The sequence below is a fragment of the Streptomyces sp. NRRL F-5122 genome (assembly GCF_001507435.1).
Lineage (GTDB): Bacteria > Actinomycetota > Actinomycetes > Streptomycetales > Streptomycetaceae > Streptomyces > Streptomyces lannensis.
Genome location: NZ_LMWH01000283.1, coordinates 1 through 19,577, shown reverse-complemented (window position 1 = coordinate 19,577; position 19,577 = coordinate 1). Strand labels below are relative to the sequence as shown.

General features: G+C 69.8%; 21 protein-coding genes. 10 read left to right on the top strand and 11 right to left on the bottom strand.

Going from position 1 to position 19,577, the window contains the following annotated elements; translation table 11 throughout:
• Nucleotides 1-57: 57 nt before the first annotated feature.
• The gene (locus ADL25_RS40335; RefSeq protein WP_063805850.1) at nucleotides 58-1,296 is read right to left on the bottom strand and encodes a PP2C family protein-serine/threonine phosphatase; all 1,239 of its coding nucleotides are present in this window, start codon (nucleotides 1,294-1,296) and stop codon (nucleotides 58-60) included.
• A 313-nt stretch (nucleotides 1,297-1,609) separates the two neighbouring features.
• On the opposite strand from ADL25_RS40335, the gene ADL25_RS40330 reads away from it, so the two are divergent.
• Nucleotides 1,610-1,867: a hypothetical protein gene (locus ADL25_RS40330; RefSeq protein WP_059132908.1), complete on the top strand. Its 258-nt coding sequence runs from the start codon at nucleotides 1,610-1,612 to the stop codon at nucleotides 1,865-1,867.
• A 147-nt stretch (nucleotides 1,868-2,014) separates the two neighbouring features.
• On the top strand, nucleotides 2,015-2,251 hold the full coding sequence (locus ADL25_RS40325; RefSeq protein ID WP_059132907.1) for a hypothetical protein: 237 nt from the start codon (nucleotides 2,015-2,017) through the stop codon (nucleotides 2,249-2,251).
• 16 nt (nucleotides 2,252-2,267) lie between these two features.
• Here the strand turns inward: ADL25_RS40325 and ADL25_RS40320 are convergent, their stop codons facing one another.
• From ADL25_RS40320 to ADL25_RS52025, 3 genes are all read right to left on the bottom strand, one after another.
• Nucleotides 2,268-2,702 carry a VOC family protein gene (locus ADL25_RS40320; protein WP_059132917.1) on the bottom strand — a complete coding sequence of 145 codons (435 nt, stop codon included), beginning with the start codon at nucleotides 2,700-2,702 and terminating at the stop codon, nucleotides 2,268-2,270.
• 423 nt (nucleotides 2,703-3,125) lie between these two features.
• On the bottom strand, nucleotides 3,126-4,130 hold the full coding sequence (ilvC, locus tag ADL25_RS40315; RefSeq protein WP_059132906.1) for a ketol-acid reductoisomerase: 1,005 nt from the start codon (nucleotides 4,128-4,130) through the stop codon (nucleotides 3,126-3,128).
• Between the two features lie 117 nt (nucleotides 4,131-4,247).
• Nucleotides 4,248-4,697 (bottom strand): hypothetical protein, encoded by a 450-nt coding sequence (locus tag ADL25_RS52025; protein WP_159045126.1) that lies wholly within the window; start codon nucleotides 4,695-4,697, stop codon nucleotides 4,248-4,250.
• Between the two features lie 417 nt (nucleotides 4,698-5,114).
• Here ADL25_RS52025 and ADL25_RS40305 point away from each other — a divergent pair, with 417 nt between their 5' ends.
• Both ADL25_RS40305 and ADL25_RS40300 read left to right on the top strand, forming a co-directional pair.
• Nucleotides 5,115-6,215 carry a phenazine antibiotic biosynthesis protein gene (locus ADL25_RS40305; protein ID WP_059132904.1) on the top strand — a complete coding sequence of 367 codons (1,101 nt, stop codon included), beginning with the start codon at nucleotides 5,115-5,117 and terminating at the stop codon, nucleotides 6,213-6,215.
• On the top strand, nucleotides 6,215-7,609 hold the full coding sequence (locus ADL25_RS40300) for an aldehyde dehydrogenase family protein (protein WP_059132903.1): 1,395 nt from the start codon (nucleotides 6,215-6,217) through the stop codon (nucleotides 7,607-7,609). The genes ADL25_RS40305 and ADL25_RS40300 overlap by 1 nt, the downstream gene beginning before the upstream one ends.
• Before the next feature lie 172 nt (nucleotides 7,610-7,781).
• On the opposite strand, the gene ADL25_RS40295 is transcribed toward ADL25_RS40300, so the two are convergent.
• Both ADL25_RS40295 and ADL25_RS40290 read right to left on the bottom strand, forming a co-directional pair.
• Nucleotides 7,782-8,402, bottom strand: coding sequence for a DUF5134 domain-containing protein (locus ADL25_RS40295; protein WP_059132902.1), 621 nt, complete (start codon nucleotides 8,400-8,402; stop codon nucleotides 7,782-7,784).
• A gap of 18 nt (nucleotides 8,403-8,420) precedes the next feature.
• Complete coding sequence (locus tag ADL25_RS40290; RefSeq protein ID WP_234381250.1) at nucleotides 8,421-8,807, bottom strand: cupin domain-containing protein; 387 nt, start codon at nucleotides 8,805-8,807, stop codon at nucleotides 8,421-8,423.
• A 377-nt stretch (nucleotides 8,808-9,184) separates the two neighbouring features.
• On the opposite strand from ADL25_RS40290, the gene ADL25_RS40285 reads away from it, so the two are divergent.
• Nucleotides 9,185-10,081, top strand: a complete 897-nt coding sequence (locus ADL25_RS40285) for an RNA polymerase sigma-70 factor (RefSeq protein ID WP_059132900.1) — start codon at nucleotides 9,185-9,187, stop codon at nucleotides 10,079-10,081.
• Between the two features lie 89 nt (nucleotides 10,082-10,170).
• Here the strand turns inward: ADL25_RS40285 and fdxA are convergent, their stop codons facing one another.
• Nucleotides 10,171-10,554: a ferredoxin gene (fdxA, locus tag ADL25_RS40280; protein WP_063805849.1), complete on the bottom strand. Its 384-nt coding sequence runs from the start codon at nucleotides 10,552-10,554 to the stop codon at nucleotides 10,171-10,173.
• A gap of 180 nt (nucleotides 10,555-10,734) precedes the next feature.
• On the opposite strand from fdxA, the gene ADL25_RS40275 reads away from it, so the two are divergent.
• The 3 genes from ADL25_RS40275 to ADL25_RS40265 all read left to right on the top strand — a co-directional run bounded on the left by ADL25_RS40275 (nucleotide 10,735) and on the right by ADL25_RS40265 (nucleotide 14,520).
• Nucleotides 10,735-12,477: an L-aspartate oxidase gene (locus ADL25_RS40275; RefSeq protein WP_059132899.1), complete on the top strand. Its 1,743-nt coding sequence runs from the start codon at nucleotides 10,735-10,737 to the stop codon at nucleotides 12,475-12,477.
• Nucleotides 12,478-12,595: 118 nt separating this feature from the next.
• Entirely contained in the window at nucleotides 12,596-13,342 is a 747-nt protein-coding gene (locus ADL25_RS40270; protein ID WP_059132898.1) for an SDR family oxidoreductase, read from the top strand.
• Nucleotides 13,343-13,587: 245 nt separating this feature from the next.
• Nucleotides 13,588-14,520, top strand: coding sequence for a sigma-70 family RNA polymerase sigma factor (locus ADL25_RS40265; protein ID WP_059132897.1), 933 nt, complete (start codon nucleotides 13,588-13,590; stop codon nucleotides 14,518-14,520).
• 10 nt (nucleotides 14,521-14,530) lie between these two features.
• On the opposite strand, the gene ADL25_RS40260 is transcribed toward ADL25_RS40265, so the two are convergent.
• Both ADL25_RS40260 and ADL25_RS40255 read right to left on the bottom strand, forming a co-directional pair.
• Nucleotides 14,531-15,253: a hypothetical protein gene (locus ADL25_RS40260; RefSeq protein ID WP_059132916.1), complete on the bottom strand. Its 723-nt coding sequence runs from the start codon at nucleotides 15,251-15,253 to the stop codon at nucleotides 14,531-14,533.
• A 161-nt stretch (nucleotides 15,254-15,414) separates the two neighbouring features.
• Nucleotides 15,415-16,071 (bottom strand): TetR/AcrR family transcriptional regulator, encoded by a 657-nt coding sequence (locus ADL25_RS40255; protein ID WP_063805848.1) that lies wholly within the window; start codon nucleotides 16,069-16,071, stop codon nucleotides 15,415-15,417.
• A gap of 170 nt (nucleotides 16,072-16,241) precedes the next feature.
• Between ADL25_RS40255 and ADL25_RS40250 the strand changes: the two genes are divergently transcribed.
• Both ADL25_RS40250 and ADL25_RS40245 read left to right on the top strand, forming a co-directional pair.
• Complete coding sequence (locus tag ADL25_RS40250) at nucleotides 16,242-16,979, top strand: SDR family NAD(P)-dependent oxidoreductase (protein WP_059132895.1); 738 nt, start codon at nucleotides 16,242-16,244, stop codon at nucleotides 16,977-16,979.
• 156 nt (nucleotides 16,980-17,135) lie between these two features.
• Nucleotides 17,136-17,540, top strand: a complete 405-nt coding sequence (locus ADL25_RS40245) for an OsmC family protein (RefSeq protein ID WP_059132894.1) — start codon at nucleotides 17,136-17,138, stop codon at nucleotides 17,538-17,540.
• Between the two features lie 70 nt (nucleotides 17,541-17,610).
• On the opposite strand, the gene ADL25_RS40240 is transcribed toward ADL25_RS40245, so the two are convergent.
• Complete coding sequence (locus ADL25_RS40240) at nucleotides 17,611-18,351, bottom strand: alpha/beta fold hydrolase (RefSeq protein ID WP_059132893.1); 741 nt, start codon at nucleotides 18,349-18,351, stop codon at nucleotides 17,611-17,613.
• 49 nt (nucleotides 18,352-18,400) lie between these two features.
• Nucleotides 18,401-19,351 carry an alpha/beta hydrolase gene (locus ADL25_RS40235; protein WP_059132892.1) on the bottom strand — a complete coding sequence of 317 codons (951 nt, stop codon included), beginning with the start codon at nucleotides 19,349-19,351 and terminating at the stop codon, nucleotides 18,401-18,403.
• Nucleotides 19,352-19,577: the final 226 nt, after the last annotated feature.

Genomic DNA, 19,577 nt, shown 5'->3' with positions numbered 1-19,577 from the left:
CCTGGTGGGAACCGGCTTCATCCGCAGGCCGAGCCGGTCCTGCGAGTCGGCAGCACATCAGGCCCCGCCCCCTCCGTCGCAGGACAGATGAAGCACCGCCACATCGTCCCGTAGCCCACCGAACGGGGCGGCCAGCAGCGATACGCCGCCTACCAAGGCGTCGACGAACGTTTGCGCCTCCAGATGCGCGAGCCGACCGGCCAGCCTCAGCAAGCCCTCCTCTCCGAGCCGTCCGCGGGCCGTACGACCTTCGTAGAGTCCGTCGGTGAACAGCACGATGCCGTCCCCGTCCGGCATCGCCACCTCGCTCTCGCGCCAGTCCCCTTGCCCGGGGAAGAGTCCCAGCGGGAGACCTGGCGGCGGCTCCACCCAACGGACCTCTCCCCTGTGCCGGTGCAGAAAGCCCGGGTGGCCGGCGGTGACCGTCCGCAGGGTGCGTTGGTGGGGCGACAGGACGAGGGACACCACGGTCGCGTAGGTCTCCTCCTCCGCTCGTTCCTCGGTCAGGATGCGTTCGAGCAGATGGAGTTGTTCCAGCTGGCTCTGCCCGCACAGCACGGCCGTGCGCCATGCCAGGCGCAGGTGGACACCGAGGGCGGCCGCGGCGGCACCGTGCCCGGACACATCGCCCATGACCACGTGGGCGCTGCCGTCGTCGCCGCGCACCACATCGCAGAAGTCACCGCCCAGCAGAGTGTGTGCGCGACCCGGCGCGTAATGGAAGGCGGTTGTGAAGCCGTCTGCCTGCAGCGTCAGGTCGGGCAACAGGCCCCGTTCCAGCAGGGCGTTGTCCCGCGCGATCTCCTCGCCCGCCACTGTGCGCCCTGCGACGGCACGTTGCAGCGCCACCCAGATCTTCCGGCAGAACTCGTCGGGAGCGCTGCGGCGGTGATCGGCCCGGCCCTGCACCGAGCCGGCGACAGAGCGAAACCCGTGGGACGCAAACGTGCCCTCAAGAACGAGCACGGCCGCGTCGGGGGCGTGGCGACGTACGCGGGTGACGACGTCGGCCAAGGTCCGTCCGGCTGGTGTGCTGCCCACCAGAACGCACAGCGGGACGTGGGTGCCGGACGTGCGGCATCCTTCTTCGACGCTCGTGTGCCAGACCAGCGCATCGGCCAGCCGGTCCGGAAGCAGCCGCCGGACGTGGACCGCGTCCTGTTCGTCCTGGGACAGCAGAAGCACTCGAAGGTCGCGGCAGAAGGAGAAGTCCCCACGGGGACGGGCCTCGCGAGCCCGATGTCCTCCACAGCGATCGACGGCCGGAACGTCCGGCCGCGGGATGGGGATGCTCATGTGTGGTCTTTCGTGCGGCGAGAGGCGATGGCGGCTCCACGCACGAGTGTCGGCGGCTCGCGGAACGCGCACGCTTTTTCTCCTGCCTGGCCCGATCTATTCGCTCATGAGACAGGACCGCACACGCATCTGTGACACCAAGATCCACATCGCGAGCCATGACACAGCAGTTGAGGGGCGACAGCTGCAACAGGCCGGTTCGCTGTCACGAACCGGGGCGCTGTCCGGGTCAATGAAGAAAGGGCGGAACTCCTCGCGGAGCCCCACCCGCTTTGCCGCCATCGCCGCTGGCAGAGAACGGAGATGAGACCTGATGCTCAGCACACCCAGAGACTCCCGCACCTGGTTGGTCGGCCTGCCGTGCCGGACGGACGGCTCCCGGATCGTCTGGCTGTACTACGTCGTCGGCGAGGCGCCGGACAGCGCCGAAGCTGTGCGCGCGGCGGTGCGCCGGGCCAGCAGCGCCTCCCAGCGGGACGCCCGCGGCCAAGTGCCCGTGCAGCCCGATCGTGCCGAGGTCCAGCGTATCCGACAGCACATCCTGGGCGACTTCGTCCTGGAAGCCTGCTGAACCCAGGACGTGTCACCCGCGGCCCCGCCCCGGGCCACGGCTCGCCTCCCGCCGCACTGTGGGGACGACGCCTCCGGCTGTCACAAGCGCGCCCCCTGTCCGGTCAGTACGGGGACTGGTGTCCGAGACGATCCGAGGAGGACCGGGATGATGTCCCAAGGCGTTGATCTTCAGGCGGACCCCGCCGCCGTCGCAGCGTCGCTCACTGCTGAGGCGACCGCGCTCGAAGGGCGGCTGCGCCAGCTCCGTGAGGCCGTGCACGTCGTGAACACACGTATCGCGTCGATCACCGAGTCCCTCCAGACCCTGCGCGGCACCGCGACGACACACGACGGAGGTGAGCGTCGCTCCGGATCCCCCGAGGACGCCCTCCCTCGCGGTTGAACACTGCACGAGCCTCTCAGGCCCGCGCCGGCACCTCCTGAAGCACCCATTCGTTGCCGTCCGGGTCGCTGAACTCGGCGTAGGAGTGATAGTCACGACACTGCGGGTCGGGTCCCTCGACCCGCTTCTCATCGGTGCTGCGGTGGAACACACCGCTCGTGTCATGGAAGATTCCGCCGGTCACCACGCCCCTCGCTGCGAGTTCCCGGCAGGCCTGCTCGATGTCGGAGACGACGAGGTGCAGGCCCCGCACCGAGCCTGAGGCGGCCGTGGTGACTCCGGACCCGAACAGGATCGAGCACGCCGATCCCGGGGGCGTCATGTGCACCACGCGATAGGAGGCGTCGATGACATGGTCGGCATCCAGTCGGAACCCGACGGCTTCGTAGAACGACTTCGCCCGGTCGACGTCCGAGACAGGCAGTACCAGGACGGCCAGCTTGAGCTGCATGACGTCGGCGCTCTCACCGACGGGCAGCTTGCCCGCCTCCGCTGACGCGACCTCGCCCACAGCGCGGGCGTCGGCCGGCAAGGCGTCCTCCACCTCCTCGATCTCCACCCGATACCGGTTGATCCCGGCCCGCAGACCGTGAGCCACGACGGTCCAGCCCTCCACCACGCGCCACATCGCGTCGGTGCCTTGCAGGTACGTCCCGTCCGGCGCGGCGGCAGCCCGCAGTTCGGCATCCAGTGCCGACTGCCGTTCGTGCGGCACGTGCAGTTCCAGGACGAAGCGGCGCAGCGACCGCGTGCCGTGCGCGGCTTCCGCCGCGGGCAGTGGTACGGCGGCTATCTCGCGGAGCCCGCCGAGCAGGGTGACATGCAGTGTCGTCATGAGTCCGTCACCGGTTCCCATCCGTGCCGGCCCGCGCGATCACGAGCGCTCCTCGTCGTTGACCCAGCTCATCAGCTTGCGCAGCTCCTTGCCGGTGGTCTCCAGCAGCAGTTCGGAGTCCTGCCGCTTGTACTCGGCGTACTCCTTCAGGCCGCCGTGGTACTCGTCCATCCAGTTGCGGGCGAAGGTGCCGTCCTGGATCTCGGCGAGGACCTTCTTCATCTCGGCCTTGGTGGCGTCTGTGATGATCCGCGGGCCGGTGACGTAGTCGCCCCACTCGGCGGTCTCGGAGATCGACCAGCGCATCTTCTCCAAGCCGCCCTCGTACATCAGGTCGACGATGAGCTTCAGCTCGTGCAGGCACTCGAAGTAGGCGATCTCCGGCTGGTAGCCCGCCTCGGTCAGCGTCTCGAAGCCCGCCTTGACCAGGGCTGACACTCCACCGGCGAGCACGGCCTGCTCACCGAACAGGTCGGTCTCGGTCTCCTCGGTGAAGGTCGTCCTGATGACACCCGCACGCGTGCCACCGATGCCCTTGGCGTACGACAGGGCCAGCGGGAAAGCGCTTCCTGTGGCGTCCTGCTCGACCGCGACCAGGCACGGCACGCCCCGGCCCTCCTCGTACTGGCGACGCACCAGGTGGCCCGGGCCCTTGGGGGCGACCATGCATACGTCCACGTTCGCCGGCGGCTTGATGAAGCCGAAGCGGATGTTGAAACCATGCCCGAAGAACAGCGCGTCGCCGTCCTTGAGGTTCGGGGCGATGTGCCGCTCGTAGATCTCGCCCTGGAGCGGGTCCGGGACAAGGATCATGATCACGTCGGCCTCGGCGGCGGCTTCCGTCACCGTCACCACACGCAGGCCCTGCTCCTCGGCCTTCGCCCGGGACTTGGAACCCTCGTGGAGCCCCACGCGCACGTCCACACCCGAATCACGCAGCGACAGCGCGTGGGCATGACCCTGGCTCCCGTATCCGATGACCGCTACCTTGCGGCCCTGGATGATGGACAGGTTGGCGTCGGTGTCATAGAACAGCTCGGCCATGGCAATCCCCTCGCTCGTAGCCGCCCGCATCGAACCGCGGGGAGAAACACCCGTCGTCGAGCGACAGCCGAAACACTATCTCATTCAATGTTGTCACATGCATTGCACTGTGCGGGTTCAGCAAGTAGGCGACGCACCCTCGGAGGAGCGCCGGAGAACCCGCTGAACTCCAGCTCCAGGGGTCCACGGGCGTGCCGACGCCCCCGACACACGGTGCTTTCCAGTGCCGCGTTGCCGCCACCCACGTCGCGTTGGCGAGCAGGCGAGGGCGGGACCAATGTCCTGCGTCCGCGCCCGGACCGTCGTCGCACTGCCCGTCTCCAGGACCGTGCGCAGCGGAACGCCGGTGCGGTGCAGCACAGCCGCCATGCGGGCGTCGCCGGGGTGGATAACGCCGTAGACCTCAGGTACGCCCAACACGACGGCGAACCGGCCGAGTTCTTCCAGGAGCCGGGTGCCCAGCCCCCTGTTCTGCCAGGTGTCCTCCACCAGCAGCGCTGCCTCGGCGTCACCGTCGTCCGACAGCAGATGCCCTATCGCGACGAGCCGCTCTCCCGAGTCCTGCACCGCCAGGTGCACCGAGTGGGGTCGGGACAGCAGCGGCCCCCCGGGTAGGTGTCGGGGTCGCCCATGGCCCGGTGGTAACGCTGCCACCGGGCGGTGGCGGAGCACCGGCGGTGTAGAGCGGCCACACGGGGCTCGTCGTCCTGGTCGACGCGCACGATCCGCAGTCCCTGTCGCATGACCCTCTCCCGTCCCTCGCCCTCGGCACACCGCCGGTCGGCTTCGGCCCAGTCATCAGACCGGGAGACACCGGCCGTTGTGACGTGTGCCGGCGCCGGGGGCGCTGCCGCCTTTCCGCGGGCTGTCACATACGCCTGCACCCCTCGGTCTCCTGTGCGAGAGCGGGTCGGGCCCGCGGGACCGCCCGGGACGCGCGGCCCTCACACGTCCGCCCTCAACGACTTCGAGAAAGGCGGTTCCATGCCGATCGGCTCATTCACCGTTCTGGACGCCGGCCCCTTCGACGGGGTGGACCCCGACGACTACGTCAGGGCGGCCATGCAGTGGCACTTCACTCCCGAGACGGGGTCCCGGTACTGGCTGGAACGGGTCGACCGGCTCGGTTTCGACCCCCGCCACGACGTCAAGGGCGTGGCGGACCTGGCGCTCTTTCCCGATCTGACGGACGAGCTGCGCGATGTGCAGGTGTCCGATCTCGTCCCCCGCGGCTACGGTCCGCAGGCCCGGCCGCTGCACGTGTTCGAGAGCGGCGGCACAACCGGGGCACCCAAGCGGGTCGTGCAGATGGACGGCTGGGCACGGCACGGCAGCGAGCAGGTGACCCGTCGGCTCCGGGACCACGCACTGCCGGTCGGCGCGCTGTGGCTGACCGTGGCGCCGACCGGCCCGCACCTCGTGGGCGATGTGCTGCAACGGGCCGCGGCAAGTCTCGGCAGCCCCGGGCTGGGGGTCGACATGGATCCCCGCTGGGTCAAGAAGCTCGTCGCCGCGGGCCGTCGCGACGAGGTCGACGCCTATACCGACCATCTGGTGGACCAGTGCCGGCGCATCCTGCTCGGCCAGGACATCGGTGTCATAGCCGCCACCACCCCGATGCTGGAGCGCTTCGCCCGGGACAGCGACCTCGTGGAGGTCATCAACGGCAAAGTCCAGGCGATCATCTGGGGCGGCACCCACATGGATCCCGACACCCGGGACCTGTTGCGGACCGAGGTGTTTCCCGACGTGCCACTGATTGGCATGTACGGCAACACCATGATGCTCACCGCGCTTTTGGAGCGGGTCGGTCTCACGGTGTCGGAGCCGTGTGTGTTCGACCCCGTCTCACCGTACGTCTTCCTGAGCGTCGTGGATCCCGACACCGGGCAACAGGTGGCGGAGGGCGAGCGGGGCCAGGTGGTGGTGAGCCACGTCAGCAAGTCCATGCTGATCCCCAACAACAGGGAGCGGGACACCGCGTTGCGGGTCCGCGCGGCTGACGGCCACGCCGGGGACGCCGTCGCCGACGTGGCGCCGGTTCCTGCGGTCGAGGGTGAGACGGTCATCGAGGGGGTCTACTGATGGCCCCCGTACCGACCACCGAGCCGCTGCACCTCGACGCCCTGGGCCCGGGGGGTACTTACCGCACACGTGTGCCGAGCACGGTGACCGACGTAGCCGGTACACCGATCGCGCGGCTGAGTCTGGTTCCCCCGCTGTACGTGGCTCGGGCGATCGGCGCCCTGCGCCAAGCGCCGCCGATCGCCGTGGCCGACCTGGAGACCGTGTTCGCCACCGCCGGGGAGGCCTTCGCCGCGGGCACCTTGGGGGGCTTGAGCGTCCGGGAATACGAACGTCACGTCAGCCGGACCTCGGGCACACCGCTCACCGTGTTGCGCGCCGCGACCCGGGGCACGGCGCACTTCGTTCGGCACGCCGCCTCGTCAGCCGACCGTGGAAGGCCGCGCGGCGCCGCCCGCGACCTCAGCGACGCCGTCCTGCATGAGACGCACACGGTGTGGGCGCGGCAGGGTGACGTGTTCGCCGTTAACGCGTCCGGCAACCATCCCGGCGTACACCGTGTCTGGCTGGAGGCACTGGCGCTGGGGTACCGCGTCGCCGTGCGCCCGTCCCGGCGCGAGCCCTTTACCCCCTACCGGCTCGTCGCGGCACTGCGTCAAGCGGGAATCCGGGACGACCAGCTCATGCTGCTGCCCACCGACCACGCGACCGCCGACACGCTCGTCCACGGCGCGGACCGGGCCGTGGTCTACGGCGGCGACGATGTGGTGACCAAGTACGCGCACGACGCGAGGATCCTGCCGCAGGGGCCGGGACGGTCGAAGATCCTCATCACCGCGGACACCGACTGGCGTGACCACCTGGACGCCCTCGTCGCGTCCGTCGCCGGCGAGAGCGGCACCGCGTGCATCAACGCCACCGCCATCCTCGTCGAGGGCGACCCGGCCCCGCTCGCCGAAGCCCTCGCGGCACGGCTGGCCGTCCTGCCCAGCCTTCCCCCGCAAGACGAGAGGGCCCGTCTGCCGGTGTGCCCGAAAGAGCGGGCGCGAGCCCTCAGCGCGTATCTGAAAAGGGTGGCGGCCGGGACGCACGCCTGGCTCGGCGGCGACGGGATCGCCGACGACCTCGGAGACGGCAGCGCCGTGCTGCGCCCCGCCGTGCACCAGACCGCGAGCGCCCGCGCCCCTCAACTGCGCACCGAACTGCCCTTCCCCTGCGTGTGGATCTCCCCCTGGACCCGCGCGGAGGGCATGGCGCCGCTGCGCGACACGCTGGTGCTGTCGGCACTGACCCGCGACCGGGACCTGTGGGAGGCCCTGGTCGCGGAGCCCAGCATCGCCAACGTGTACTTCGGCGATCAGCCGACCCACTGGATGTCGCCGGGCGTCCCCCACGACAGCTATCTCTCCGACTTCCTGATGCGGAGCAAGGCGGTGTACCAGGGCCCGTCCTGAACGGCACTCGCCTCCTCGGCGCCGGCCTACCGTGAGCGGCGCCCGCCCCTCGGTAGGGCGACGACCGTCGCTCCGACCGTCCGGCGCGGTGGTCCGCGGTCACTCAGTGCATGACCGCAGGCCACCGCGCCTTCGCCGTGCCGGGCGCGTGTCCGTTTTTTCGTCCCCGCGTTCAGTGGGGCAGGACCAGCATCACGGCCGTCCCGAGCGCCATCGCCCCTTCACCCACGTGCCGTGACGGCGTCGCCGCCGCGGCCCGGCGCGCCGCGCTCACAGCCGAGCGCAGCGAGGGCATGGGGCGGGTCAGCGACCACAGCGCATACGCCAGCAGACAGGACGCCAGCGACAGCGTGATCACGGAGCCGCCGAGGGGGACACCAGCGCCCAGAGCGCCGGGCCCGGTGGAGTGCGCAGCCGACCCGAGGTGTGCGTGCGCCGGGCCGGTCCCGGTGTGCGGCACGCGCAGCATCCAGGCCATCGCGGCCATACCGGCCGCGTGCGGCAGCCGGTGGGTCATCGCCGCCCTCCTCCCGGCCTCCCGGCGGCCGACAGGCAGGAGAAACCACACCGCGCCGGCGGTGAAGACACCGCCGGCGACGGTAGCGGGCCCCGCGCGGACGTCGATCCACGGCATCGCCGCCATGGACACGGCCATGGCGGCGGCCAGCAGCCGGTCCACCCGGACACGGAACCCGGTCCCAGGGGACCCGATGCCCCGTGCCGGCCCATGCAGGAGCACCGCCACAAACAGCAGCGTCAGCAGGCCGTGGACCAGGACGACGGGCGTGCTCATGCCGGGTCCCGTGCCCGGTCAGGCGCTGGGGCGCGGTGCCCGCAGGTGGGCGCGCTCCGCCAGTTCCTTCTCGTCGACCAGTTCCAGCATGGGCTTGCCCGGAGCACACATCATGGTCACCACGAACCGGGTCCGCGCGTCGGAAAGCGCGTTGCCGTCCTGGTAGTGGATGGCGTCTCCGCCGGGCTCCCAGAAGGTGTCGCCCGCCTCCACCACGCGCTCGGGCTCGCCCTCGAGCTCGAAACGGACCGCGCCTTCGACGACGTAGCCGAAGGCGGGGCCGGAGTGCCGGTGCGGGGGCGTACCCGGGTCGCCCGGCTCCCACTCGACGAGAATGGTCATCGCCGACGCCCCCTCTGGGACGGTGATCGGTGCGGCGTCCTGGAGCACCTTCGCCGCCGTCATCCAGCCGGCGGTCCCCTCGTGGTCGCCGTGCCCGTGGTGGCCGTGGTGGCCGTGGGCGGAATGGTCGTGTGCTGTCGTGTTGTCCGACACTGTGTTGCACCTTCCGTAGGCGTGAACATCGTTCGTCACTGGTGACCGGGGACTGAGCGCAGGTGTGACAAGCGGCCTCCTCACATAGTCCTGTCACCCGTCGACCGCGGTCTTCCGGAGCATGGGGCGGGCAGCTGTCCGGGGGCAAATCTGGCGGATCGGGCGCGACGATTGCCACCGTGTGACCGGGGATCGCGAAAGAGATAGCGTGAGCGGATGCGGCCCGCAGCGCGTACCTTTCCCCTTCGCGCGTAGCATGTAGGGCGCAAAGCCAGAAGGGACGACCCATGCGCGCTGGCGCCCACCCCGACGCGTTCGACCACGGTCTCGACAACTTCCTCTCGGCCAGACCCCGGTTGTTCGGCATCGCGTACCGCATCCTCGGCAGTGCCGTCGAGGCCGAGGACATCGTCCAGGACGCCTGGCTGCGATGGCAGAACACCGACCGCGCGCAGATCCACGAACCAGCCGCTTTCCTGACCACGGTCACCACCCGGCTCGCGATCAACCTGGCCCAGTCCGCGCGGGTACGCCGGGAGTCCTACGTCGGGCCTTGGCTCCCCGAACCGGTCGACACCACCCAGGACCCGCACCTGGGGGCGGAACGCGCCGAGGCAGTCGAGCTGGCGGTGCTGTTGCTGATGGAGAAGCTCAACCCGATCGAACGCGCCGCCTACGTGCTGCGGGAGGCGTTCGACTACCCCTACCAGCGGGTCGCCGACATCCTGGAGACCAGCGACGCGAACGCTCGACAGCTGGTCAGCCGGGCGCGCAAGCACCTGGGTGCCAAGCGCAAGGAGCGCGTCAGCCCCGCGGCCCACCGGCGTCTGCTCGAAGGCTTCCTCTCCGCCGCGCGCACGGGAGATCTCTCCACCCTGGAGGACCTGCTGACCTCGGACGTCGTCAGCTATTCGGACGGTGGCGGCATCCGCGGCGCGTCCAGGATCCCCGTCATCGGCCGCGATCACGTCTCGCGTTACCTGGCTGCCTTCGCCCCGCGGTTCTGGCCCGATGCCGAGACCCGGTTCGTCGAGGCCAACGGCCGGCCCGCCGTGCTCGTCGCACGGGACCACGCCCCGGTGGCCCTTTTGTGTGTGGACGCGTCCGAGGCCGGCATCGAGCGCATCATGTGGGTGATGAACCCGGTCAAGCTGAACCCCTACGTCCTGTCCCTGGGGGCCTGACCGCCCCCCCCTGCTCGCCGTCCCCTGGTGTCTGACCCGCCGGTCCGCCGCACGCCCCGGGCCCGGCCCGCCGCACCGGCCAGGGCGGTTCACCACGGGAACCACAGGTCGGCGTCGACGGTCTCCTCCTTGCGGGCGGCGAATCCGGACAGGTCGCTCTTGACCCCGTGCTGCGGGGGCAGGGCCGCGACCACCGCATGGTCGGCCCGCGCGGCCCGACCGGTGCTCTCCCCCGGCGCGTCGCGGAAGTACTCGGCGTTCACGGACCGGTACTGCGCCCACTGTGCCGGCAGGTCGTCCTCGTGAATGACGGCCTCGACCGGGCAGACCGGCTCGCAGGCGTGGCAGTCGACGCACTCCCAGGGATTGATGTACAGCGTCCGCTCGCCCTCGTAGATGCAGTCGACCGGGCACTCGATCACACACGCCCGGTCCTTGACGTCGACACACGGCTCCGCGATGACGTAGGTCATCGTCCCCACCTCCCCTTCGCCGGCCGGCCTTGCGGGTCGCACGGCCTTCGTGCGCCCGGCCGGCATGCGGTATGACCGGCCCGACCGCCGGGATGTGACACCGACAGGCGGGCCCGGGCCGGGGCGGCGGTGTCACAAACCGTCACTCCACCTGGTCGTAGCAGGCGACCACCCCGAGCGATGGGAGCAATCGTGGTTGCCACCGAACAACGTCTTTCCACCACAGTGCTGGTGATCGGCACCGGCGGAGCGGGCCTGCGCGCGGCCATCGAGCTGGCCGAGTCCGGCGTCGATGTCCTCGCCGTCGGCAAGCGCCCCAAGGAAGACACCCACACCTCTCTCGCCGCCGGCGGGATCAATGCGGCCCTGGCCACGATGGACCCCGAGGACACCTGGCAGCAGCACGCCGCCGACACCCTCAAGGAGAGCTACCTCCTCGGCGACCCCCGCACCGCCGAGATCGTCACCCGGGGAGCCGCCCTCGGCATCGACGACCTGGAGCGCTACGGCATGGCCTTCGCCCGGGAGGAGGACGGCCGGATCTCCCAGCGCTTCTTCGGCGCCCACAAGTTCCGCCGCACCGCCTTCGCGGGCGACTACACGGGCCTGGAGATCCAGCGCACGCTCATCCGGCGCGCGAACCAGCTGGACATACCGGTGCTCGACAACGTCTACATCACCCGTCTCCTGGTCCACGACGGCGCCGTCTTCGGCGCCTACGGCTTCGGCCTTGCCGACGGAAGGCGCTACCTCGTACACGCGGACGCCGTCATCCTCGCGGCCGGCGGCCACACCCGGATCTGGCGGCGCACCTCCTCACGGCGCGACGAGAACACCGGCGACTCCTTCCGGCTGGCCGCGGAGGCCGGAGCCCGGCTGCGCGACCCGGAACTCGTCCAGTTCCACCCCTCCGGCATCATCGAGCCGGAGAACGCGGCCGGGACCCTGGTGAGCGAGGCAGCCCGCGGCGAGGGCGGCATCCTGCGCAACGCGCTCGGCGAGCGGTACATGAACCGCTACGACCCCGTACGCATGGAGCTGTCCACCCGCGACCGGGTCGCCCTCGCCTCCTACACCGAGATCAAGGAGGGCCGCGGCACGCCCAACGGCGGGGTGTGGCTCGACGTCTCCCACCTGCCCCGGCAGACCATCATGAACCGGCTTCCCCGCGTCTACCAGACACTGCTGGACTTGCAGATGCTGGACATCACCCGGGATCCCATCGAGGTCGCGCCCACCGCGCACTACTCGATGGGCGGTGTGTGGGTCCGCCCCGAGGACCACAGCACCGACGTGCGCGGCCTGTACGCCATCGGTGAGGCCTCCAGCGGCCTGCACGGCGCCAACCGGCTCGGCGGCAACAGCCTCATCGAGTTGCTGGTGTACGGCCGCATCACCGGACAGGCGGCCGCTGCCTACTCGGAGTCCCTTACCGCGCAGCCGCGCTCGGCCGCTGCGGTGGCCGAGGCGCGTGCGGAGGTCGACGCCCTGCTCGCCGCGGACGGACCTGAGAACGTGCGCGCTCTGCAGCGTGCGATCCGCAACACCATGACCGAGCACGCGGGCGTGGTCCGCCACGAGGAGGGGCTGCGCACCGGGCTGGCGGAGCTGGATGCCATCGACAAGCGCATGGAGAACGTCGGCGTCCATCCGGACATCGCGGGCTTCCAGGACCTCGCCCACGCCTTCGACCTCAAGTCGTCGGCACTGGCGGCGCGGGCCACACTGGAAGCGGCGCTCGAGCGGCGCGAGACGCGCGGATGCCACAACCGCAGCGACTACCCCAACATGGATCCCGCGCTGCAGGTGAACCTCGTCTGGTCCCCGACCGACGGCATCACCCGCGAGCCCATCAGCCCTGTCCCCGACGAGATCGCGGCTCTGATGGAGGACGTCTCGACGGACGGAAAGCTCGTCGAATAGGAATCACCCTGCCCGGGAGAAGATTTCCGGAATTTCGAGAAAGGTGTCACAGCGCCGATCAGTTCCCGGTCATACCTCGTTCAAGCGCCAGATGAGAATGAGTGAAAGGAACGTCCCCATGAAGGTCGTAGTGATCGGCGGCACCGGGCTGATCGGCTCGAAGGTCGTCAGCAAGCTCAACGAACACGGCCACGAGGCGGTGGCGGCCGCCCCGAACACCGGCGTCAACACGCTGACGGGCGAGGGCCTGGCCGAGGTGCTGGAGGGCGCGGCCGTCGTGATCGACGTCTCCAACTCGCCCTCCTTCGCGGACGACGCCGTCATGGAGTTCTTCCGTACCTCCACCACCAACCTCCTCAAGGCTGAGGCGAACGCCGGGGTCACCCACCACGTCGCCCTGTCGGTGGTGGGTACGGAACGGCTCCAGGAGAGCGGCTACTTCCGTGCCAAGCAGGCGCAGGAGGAACTGATCAAGGCCTCCGGGATCCCGTGGTCGATCGTGCATGCCACGCAGTTCTTCGAGTTCATGAAGGGCATCGCCGAGTCGGCAACCGAGGGTGACACGGTCAAGCTGGCCCCGGTGAAGATCCAGCCCGTCTATTCGGACGACGTCGCCGCCACTGTGGGCCGCACCGCCGTGGGCACGCCGGTCAACGGTGTGGTCGAGGTGGCCGGTCCCGACACCTTCGAGCTGGACGAGCTGATCCGCAAGGGCCTGGCCGCCAAGAACGACCCGCGTACGGTCGTCGCCGACGTGCACGCCCCGTACTTCGGGGCCGAGTTGCAGGAGACCACGCTGCTTCCCGGCCCGGACGCCCGCATCGGCGAGACCCGTTTCACCGACTGGCTCGCCCAGCAGCAGTAGGCGCGTCTTCCGGGGCATGTCGTTCCACGTCCCGTGGAACGACATGCCTAATTTTTGTACGGCGCAGTACATCAGCCGGCGCGCATGGCCGATTCCGCATCCACGCCGCTGCAAAGTGCTCCAAAAGCACTGTCACAGCGTCCTTGGTCCCTCGGTCGTTGAGGGGGAAACGATCGCCGGGTCTGTGAGCGCCTCGTGGCCGCATTCCGACAACCCGGGCCCCGGAGGAATGGAGTCAGAGGGACATGTATCCAGAGGCACCTCCCGCGGACAGGAACCTCGCCGAGGCCGTCACCACCTTCGTGGAACTGCGGCCCCGGCTCTTCGGTATCGCCTACCGCGTCCTGGGCAGCGTGACGGAAGCCGAGGACGTCGTGCAGGAGGCTTGGCTGCGCTGGCAGCGGACCGACCGTTCGGCGGTGGTCAGCCCTGCGGCGTTCCTGTCGACCACGACGACGAGGCTGGCCATCAACGTGGCACAGTCCGCCCGCGTGCGTCGCGAGACCTACATCGGGCCCTGGCTGCCCGAGCCCATCGACACCAGCATCGACCCGGTGGCCGGCGCTGAACGTGCCGAGGCCCTGGAACTCGCCCTGCTCCTCGTGCTGCAGAAGCTCACACCCACCGAACGGGCCGCCTACGTGCTGAGGGAGGCCTTCGAGTACGACTACTCGGAGATCGCGGAGATACTGCGCCTCACCCCGGTCAACGCCAGGAAGATCGTAAGCAGGGCGCGCAAGCACCTCACGGACGACGCGCGGGACAGTGTCGACATCCAGGAGCACCGCAGACTGCTCGATGCTTTCGTCGCGGCCGCCCAGGAAGGGGACGTGGCCTCGCTGGAAGCGCTCCTGACGCCCGACGCGGTCAGTCTGTCCGACGGCAACGGGCTGCGCGGCGCGGCCCGCGTACCCGTGGTCGGTCGTGCCCGGGTGGCGAACCTGTCGACCGCCTCGTCACGCTTCTGGCCGACGGCCGAGATCGCACCCGTGCAGGCCAACGGACGCGCCGGGGTTCTGCTGTACCGGGACGGCCGGCCCGCCACCTTCATGACCATCACCGCCACACGGCGGGGGATCCACCAGGTTCTGTGGCTGTTCACCTCCGACAAGATCGCCGCCTTCCTCGGATCCCGCGCCCACTGCGCGCCCCTGCCCTCGCGTCCCGTGGACGCCTAGGCACGTGAGCTCACCGGGGAAGGGAACGGTTCCAGCTACGCAGCTTGTCGGGGTTGAGAACGGCCCAGACCTGAACGACCAGCGAGTCCGCGATGTCGAGGGTCAGCACGGCGGCGACCTGGTCGTCGCACCGGGCGACGAGGCCGGTGCGCCCGTTGACCGATCCAGTGCACAGCGTCACACGCCGCTGTCCAGCCAGCAGGACCAACAGGCTGCGGGCGACCTGCTCGTCGCCGCGGACGGGCCGGGTCAGCGCCCGGATCTTGCCGCCGCTGTCGAAGAAGGCCGTCGCATCGGGGGCCAGCAGCGACCGCAGACGGGGGCCGTCCTGAACGCTGCACGCCTGCCGCACGGCAACAGTGATCTCATGCTCGCGACGCGCCGACACAGGCCGCGCTCGCCGAGCACCCACACTCAACAGGGCCCGCTCGACCGGTTCCACGTCCTCGTCGCACAACGCCCGCAGGGCCTGGATGTCCCGTTCCACCCCACCGCGCCGGGCCGACGCCGGTCGCATCAGACACGCCTCGTCCACGACCTGGATGAGCCAGTGGCGGGGGGACGGCATCCGGACCCGCTCCGGATCGGTAAGGCGGTACCACCGCCGGTAGGCCTCGTCGACGACGCGTTCGGCCGCGACGCGGCTGCCGAGCGCGCGGCAGGCGATGTCCAGCAGGTGCCGCCGTTCGTCGAGCGACTCGGCGAGCGGTACCGCGGAAACGACATGATCCAAGGAGCGACCCCCCACGCCGACGAGATTGCGGAGCCGCAGCCGCCGCGACGGCATGACTCAGACGTTACCTGCCCCCGTCCGTACCCGGCTGGTCGACCGGCCTGATCAAGACAGAAGCTGCGGCATGATTTCACAACACACCGATGATGTGCCACTTAGTGTCACGTCTCCATCGGTGCAGAGGCGCCCGACGGGTCCGCCATCCGCAGCTGGGCGGGGGGCGGATGCGGCAGGGCCGCGCGGTCACGGGCCCGCAGTCCGTCGAACGCGATCTCCAGGAAGCGTTCCCACGCCCGCGGTTCACGGTCCAGCAGCGGCTGGGCGGTCTGGTGGATGCCGCCGAGGAGCAGCACGATGTCGGTACCGGTGATGTCACCGCGGACGGCTTCCTGTTCTCTGGCCCGGGCGGTGAGGTCCTCGACCGTGTCGCAGAGCCGGTCGATCGCCTCGCGTACGTTCGCGTGCTGCAGCGAGGGCCGGCCGATGACCTCGCAGAACGCACGGTCGGCGGCGAGCAGGCCGATTCCGTGTCCCATGAAGTCCTTCAGCGCACGGCCGGCGTCATCGGCGCGCAGGAGCCGGTCCGCCGTCTCGAGCAGCCGGTCGAGCAGCTGCATCATGATCGCCGCGAGAAGGTCGTCCTTCGTCGGGAAGTGCCTGAACACCGTGCCCTTGGCGACGCCGGCCCGCTGGGCAATCGTGTGCATCGACACATCCACCCCGCATTCGGCGAAGGCCTCGGTGGCCGCTCGTAGGAGCAGCCGCCGATTGCGCACGCTGTCTGCCCTGGCCTGCACTGCCGCAGTTCTCCCGGCCATGACGCCTCCTCTACGTGTCACAACATTAACGCTGACATGACTCGCGGGTCATTTTCAGTGTTCCTCTGGCACAACGTGCCCCCCGGTCACCCTCTCGGGCCGCCCTGTCCTGTCCTCGCACACGACACGGCCTGCCCGTCTCACCCCCCACTACCCCTTTCGGAGTTGTCATGATTTCCGTTCTCGACCCCAAGGTCGTCCTTGTCACCGGCGCCTCGTCCGGCATCGGCAGGGCGACCGCACTGGCGCTGTCGAAGGCGGGGGCCACGGTGGCCGTCGGTGGCCGCAGGACCGACCGGCTCGAAGCACTGGCGCAGGAAGCGCCCGGAGAGATCCTCGTCCTGGACATGGACGTGAGCGACCCCGAGTCGGTACGCAAGGCCGTCGACCGGACCGTCGAACGCTTCGGCACCCTCGACATCGTCGTGAACAACGCCGGCATCATGCTCACCGGCCCCGTCCTTGACGCCGATCCTGCGGAATGGACCCGCATGGTGGAGACCAACCTGCTGGGATCCATATACACGGTGCACGCCGCGCTGCCCCACCTGCTGCGTTCCCGCGGCGCGGTGGTCCAGATCTCCTCCACCTCGGGCCGTATCTCCTCGGCCGGCGCCGCGGTCTACTCCGCCACCAAGTTCGGCGTCAACGCCTTCGCCGAGGCGCTGCGCCAGGAGGTGACCGAGCAGGGGGTCCGCGTCGTCGTCGTGGAGCCGGGCTTGGTGTCGACCGAGTTGGCCGACCACATCACGGACCCCACCGGGCGTGCCGCGGTCAAGGCCATGGCCGAGTCGATGCGGACCCTTCAGCCGGAAGACATCGCGGCCGCGGTGGTCTACGCCGTCACACAGCCCGACCACGTCGCGGTCAACGAGATCCTCGTACGCCCCACCGACCAGTCCCGCTGATCGCCCTGATCACCCGCGGGCGGCAACCGCCGCCCCGCACCCCCTTTTTGCAGCCGAGTACGGGCACGCCGGCCGTCACAGTCGGGCGCCCCGCACGGTCTGAGCTTCGGGAGGCACAAGGCGTGCCTCTGCCCGTACCTCGGCTGAGAGGCAAGCATGAACACGCGCATCGTTACCGTGGCCGAAGGAAAGCAGCTCACGCGCTCCGTGGCGATCGGTACACACCGCCTGACAGCCGACGAGCCGGAGCCCGTCGGCAGCGACACCGGCCCCACCCCGGGCGAACTCCTCCTGGCCGCGCTCGGAGCGTGCACGTCCATGGCGGTGCGGGCCTACGCGCAGCGTCACGAATGGCCGCTGGACCGGGTGGACGTTGCGGTCCGCTTCGGCGCACAGGGGCAGGTCGTCAAGAACATCGGGCTCGTCGGGGAGTTGACCCCCGCGCAGCGGGACCAGCTCCTGGCGGTCGCGGGACGCTGTCCTGTCCATCGGCTGCTGACCAAGGACGTCACGATCATCACGGTGCCTACTCTGCTCGCGGAGCCCGCACCGCTGCCGTGACGCGTCAGGCTCACACAAGAACGCGGGTGCGGGGTCCGGCCGTGAAGCCGGACCCCGCACCCCGCGTCCGTCAGGCGCGGGCCTCCGGCGCTCCGGCGGTCGCCTGCGCCGCCTCGTTGATCAGACGGGCCACGTCACCGGGGCGCGAGACGCTGACCGCGTGGGAGGCGGAGACCTTCATGACCGAGGCCCCGGCCCGCTCGGCCATGTAGGTCTGCACCTGCGGGGGGATGTTCCGGTCCCCGTCCGCCACCAGCACCCAGGAGGGAATGTCCCGCCACGCGGGCGCGGACGCGCCCTCCGCCAGCGCGGCATCGGCCACCGGCCGCTGTGTCGCGGCCATGACGGCCGTGGTCTCCTCGGAGACGTCAGCGGCGAACTGGTTGTGGAACTTGGCCTGTTCGATGTACAGGTCCATGACCTGTCTGCCGTCGGGCAGCGTCACCGGCACGGGCCGGAGCGTGTCGCCGAGGGTGCTGCCGGGGAACTTGCCCGACAGGGTGACAGCACTCTCGCCCTCCTCCGGCAGGAACGCCGCGACGAAAACGAGCGCCTTGACCTCGGGCAGTCCCTTGGCCGCGTTGCTGATGACGGATCCGCCGTAGGAATGGCCGACAAGGACGACGGGGCCCTCGACGGACGTCACGATCTGCCGGACGTAGTCGGCGTCGGTGGTCAGTCCGCGGAGCGGATTGGCGACGGCGATCACCGGATAGTCGTGCGCGAGCAGCTTGTCGACGACGCCGTTCCAGCTGGAGGCGTCCGCGAACGCGCCGTGTACGAGGACGATGGTGGGCTTGTGTGCACTCATGGAAAATGGCCTTTCGACGTGCCGGGGGAATGTGGTCGCGTGTGCGGTGTCAGTCGGTTCGGAGAACCTTGCGCAGCACGTGGATGGCCTGCTCGATCGCGGCGGTCGACGCCTGGGTGCCGCGGACCGTGTTCAGCATCATGAAGTCGTGAAGGGAGGCGTTGTAGCGGATGCTGGTCGTCGGCACACCGGCGTGGACGAGCTTGCGGGCGTAGGCCTCGCCCTCGTCGCGCAGCACGTCGTTCTCGTCGACGACGACGAGCGCCGGCGGCAGGTCCCGGAGGTCTTCCAGCGTCGCCCGCAACGGCGAGGCGGTGATCTGGGCGCGGTCGGCGGGGTCGGTGGTGTAGGCGTCCCAGAACCATTCCATGGCCTTGGCCGTCAGATGCGGGCCGTGTGCGAAGGTCCGGTAGCTCTCGGTGTCCTGGGCCGCGTCGGTGACGGGGTAGTACAGCGACTGGTGCACGAAGGCCACGTCGCCCCGCTGCTTGGCCATATGGGTCAGCGCGGCGGTCATGTTGCCGCCGACCGAGTCACCGGCGACGGCCAGGCGGGAGGCGTCGAGGCCTTCGCCGGCGCCCTCGGTGGTGATCCACCGGGCGGTCGCGTAGGCCTGCTCGATGGCGACCGGGTACTTGGCCTCCGGGGAGCGGTCGTACTCGACGAAGACCAGGGCGGCGTTCACCCCGACGGTCAGCTCGCGCACGAGCCGGTCGTGCGTGCCGGCGTTGCCGAGGATCCAGCCTCCGCCGTGCACGTAGAGGATGACGGGCAGGGGGCCAGAGCTGCCGACGGGCTTGAGGATGCGCACCCGCACGTCGCCGACCTCCGCCGGAACAGTGATCCACTTCTCGTCCACGTCGGGCTTCTCGATGGGCTGCGCCTGCACGTCGTCGAGCAGCTTGCGCGCGCCCTCGACCCCGAGCTCGTACAGCAGCGGCGGCTTGGCGGTCGCGTCGGCGAAATCCTGCGCGGCGGGCTCGAGAACGATGTCGCTCATGGTGTGTTCCTTCTCTTGCGCTTAAGGAGGACTTTTCACACCATGGGACCAGGCCCGCAGGAGATGTGTGACACCAAAAGGTCCCGGGCAGTCGAGCGGCGCCCGGGACCGGAGCAGGGGCTAGGAGCAATACCGGTGATTTAGGGATCTTTCCTGCGAGTCGGGTGCGCTCTGGTCGGCTTGGAGATGGTGATGGTTGGTGTCTCGGGGCTGGGTGGCCGCTGGT

Coding starts and splice junctions, on each gene's coding strand:
- ADL25_RS40320 (WP_059132917.1), bottom strand. CDS start 2,702: ATGCAGCTCAAGCTGGCCGTCCTGGTACTGCCTGTCTCGGACGTCGAC.
- fdxA (WP_063805849.1), bottom strand. CDS start 10,554: ATGACCTACGTCATCGCGGAGCCGTGTGTCGACGTCAAGGACCGGGCG.
- ADL25_RS40275 (WP_059132899.1), top strand. CDS start 10,735: ATGGGAGCAATCGTGGTTGCCACCGAACAACGTCTTTCCACCACAGTG.
- ADL25_RS40335 (WP_063805850.1), bottom strand. CDS start 1,296: ATGAGCATCCCCATCCCGCGGCCGGACGTTCCGGCCGTCGATCGCTGT.
- ADL25_RS40295 (WP_059132902.1), bottom strand. CDS start 8,402: ATGAGCACGCCCGTCGTCCTGGTCCACGGCCTGCTGACGCTGCTGTTT.
- ADL25_RS40255 (WP_063805848.1), bottom strand. CDS start 16,071: ATGGCCGGGAGAACTGCGGCAGTGCAGGCCAGGGCAGACAGCGTGCGC.
- ADL25_RS40235 (WP_059132892.1), bottom strand. CDS start 19,351: ATGAGCGACATCGTTCTCGAGCCCGCCGCGCAGGATTTCGCCGACGCG.
- ADL25_RS40245 (WP_059132894.1), top strand. CDS start 17,136: ATGAACACGCGCATCGTTACCGTGGCCGAAGGAAAGCAGCTCACGCGC.
- ADL25_RS40250 (WP_059132895.1), top strand. CDS start 16,242: ATGATTTCCGTTCTCGACCCCAAGGTCGTCCTTGTCACCGGCGCCTCG.
- ADL25_RS40290 (WP_234381250.1), bottom strand. CDS start 8,807: ATGACGGCGGCGAAGGTGCTCCAGGACGCCGCACCGATCACCGTCCCA.
- ADL25_RS40270 (WP_059132898.1), top strand. CDS start 12,596: ATGAAGGTCGTAGTGATCGGCGGCACCGGGCTGATCGGCTCGAAGGTC.
- ilvC (WP_059132906.1), bottom strand. CDS start 4,130: ATGGCCGAGCTGTTCTATGACACCGACGCCAACCTGTCCATCATCCAG.
- ADL25_RS40265 (WP_059132897.1), top strand. CDS start 13,588: ATGTATCCAGAGGCACCTCCCGCGGACAGGAACCTCGCCGAGGCCGTC.
- ADL25_RS40325 (WP_059132907.1), top strand. CDS start 2,015: ATGATGTCCCAAGGCGTTGATCTTCAGGCGGACCCCGCCGCCGTCGCA.
- ADL25_RS40240 (WP_059132893.1), bottom strand. CDS start 18,351: ATGAGTGCACACAAGCCCACCATCGTCCTCGTACACGGCGCGTTCGCG.
- ADL25_RS40300 (WP_059132903.1), top strand. CDS start 6,215: ATGGCCCCCGTACCGACCACCGAGCCGCTGCACCTCGACGCCCTGGGC.
- ADL25_RS40330 (WP_059132908.1), top strand. CDS start 1,610: ATGCTCAGCACACCCAGAGACTCCCGCACCTGGTTGGTCGGCCTGCCG.
- ADL25_RS40285 (WP_059132900.1), top strand. CDS start 9,185: ATGCGCGCTGGCGCCCACCCCGACGCGTTCGACCACGGTCTCGACAAC.
- ADL25_RS40305 (WP_059132904.1), top strand. CDS start 5,115: ATGCCGATCGGCTCATTCACCGTTCTGGACGCCGGCCCCTTCGACGGG.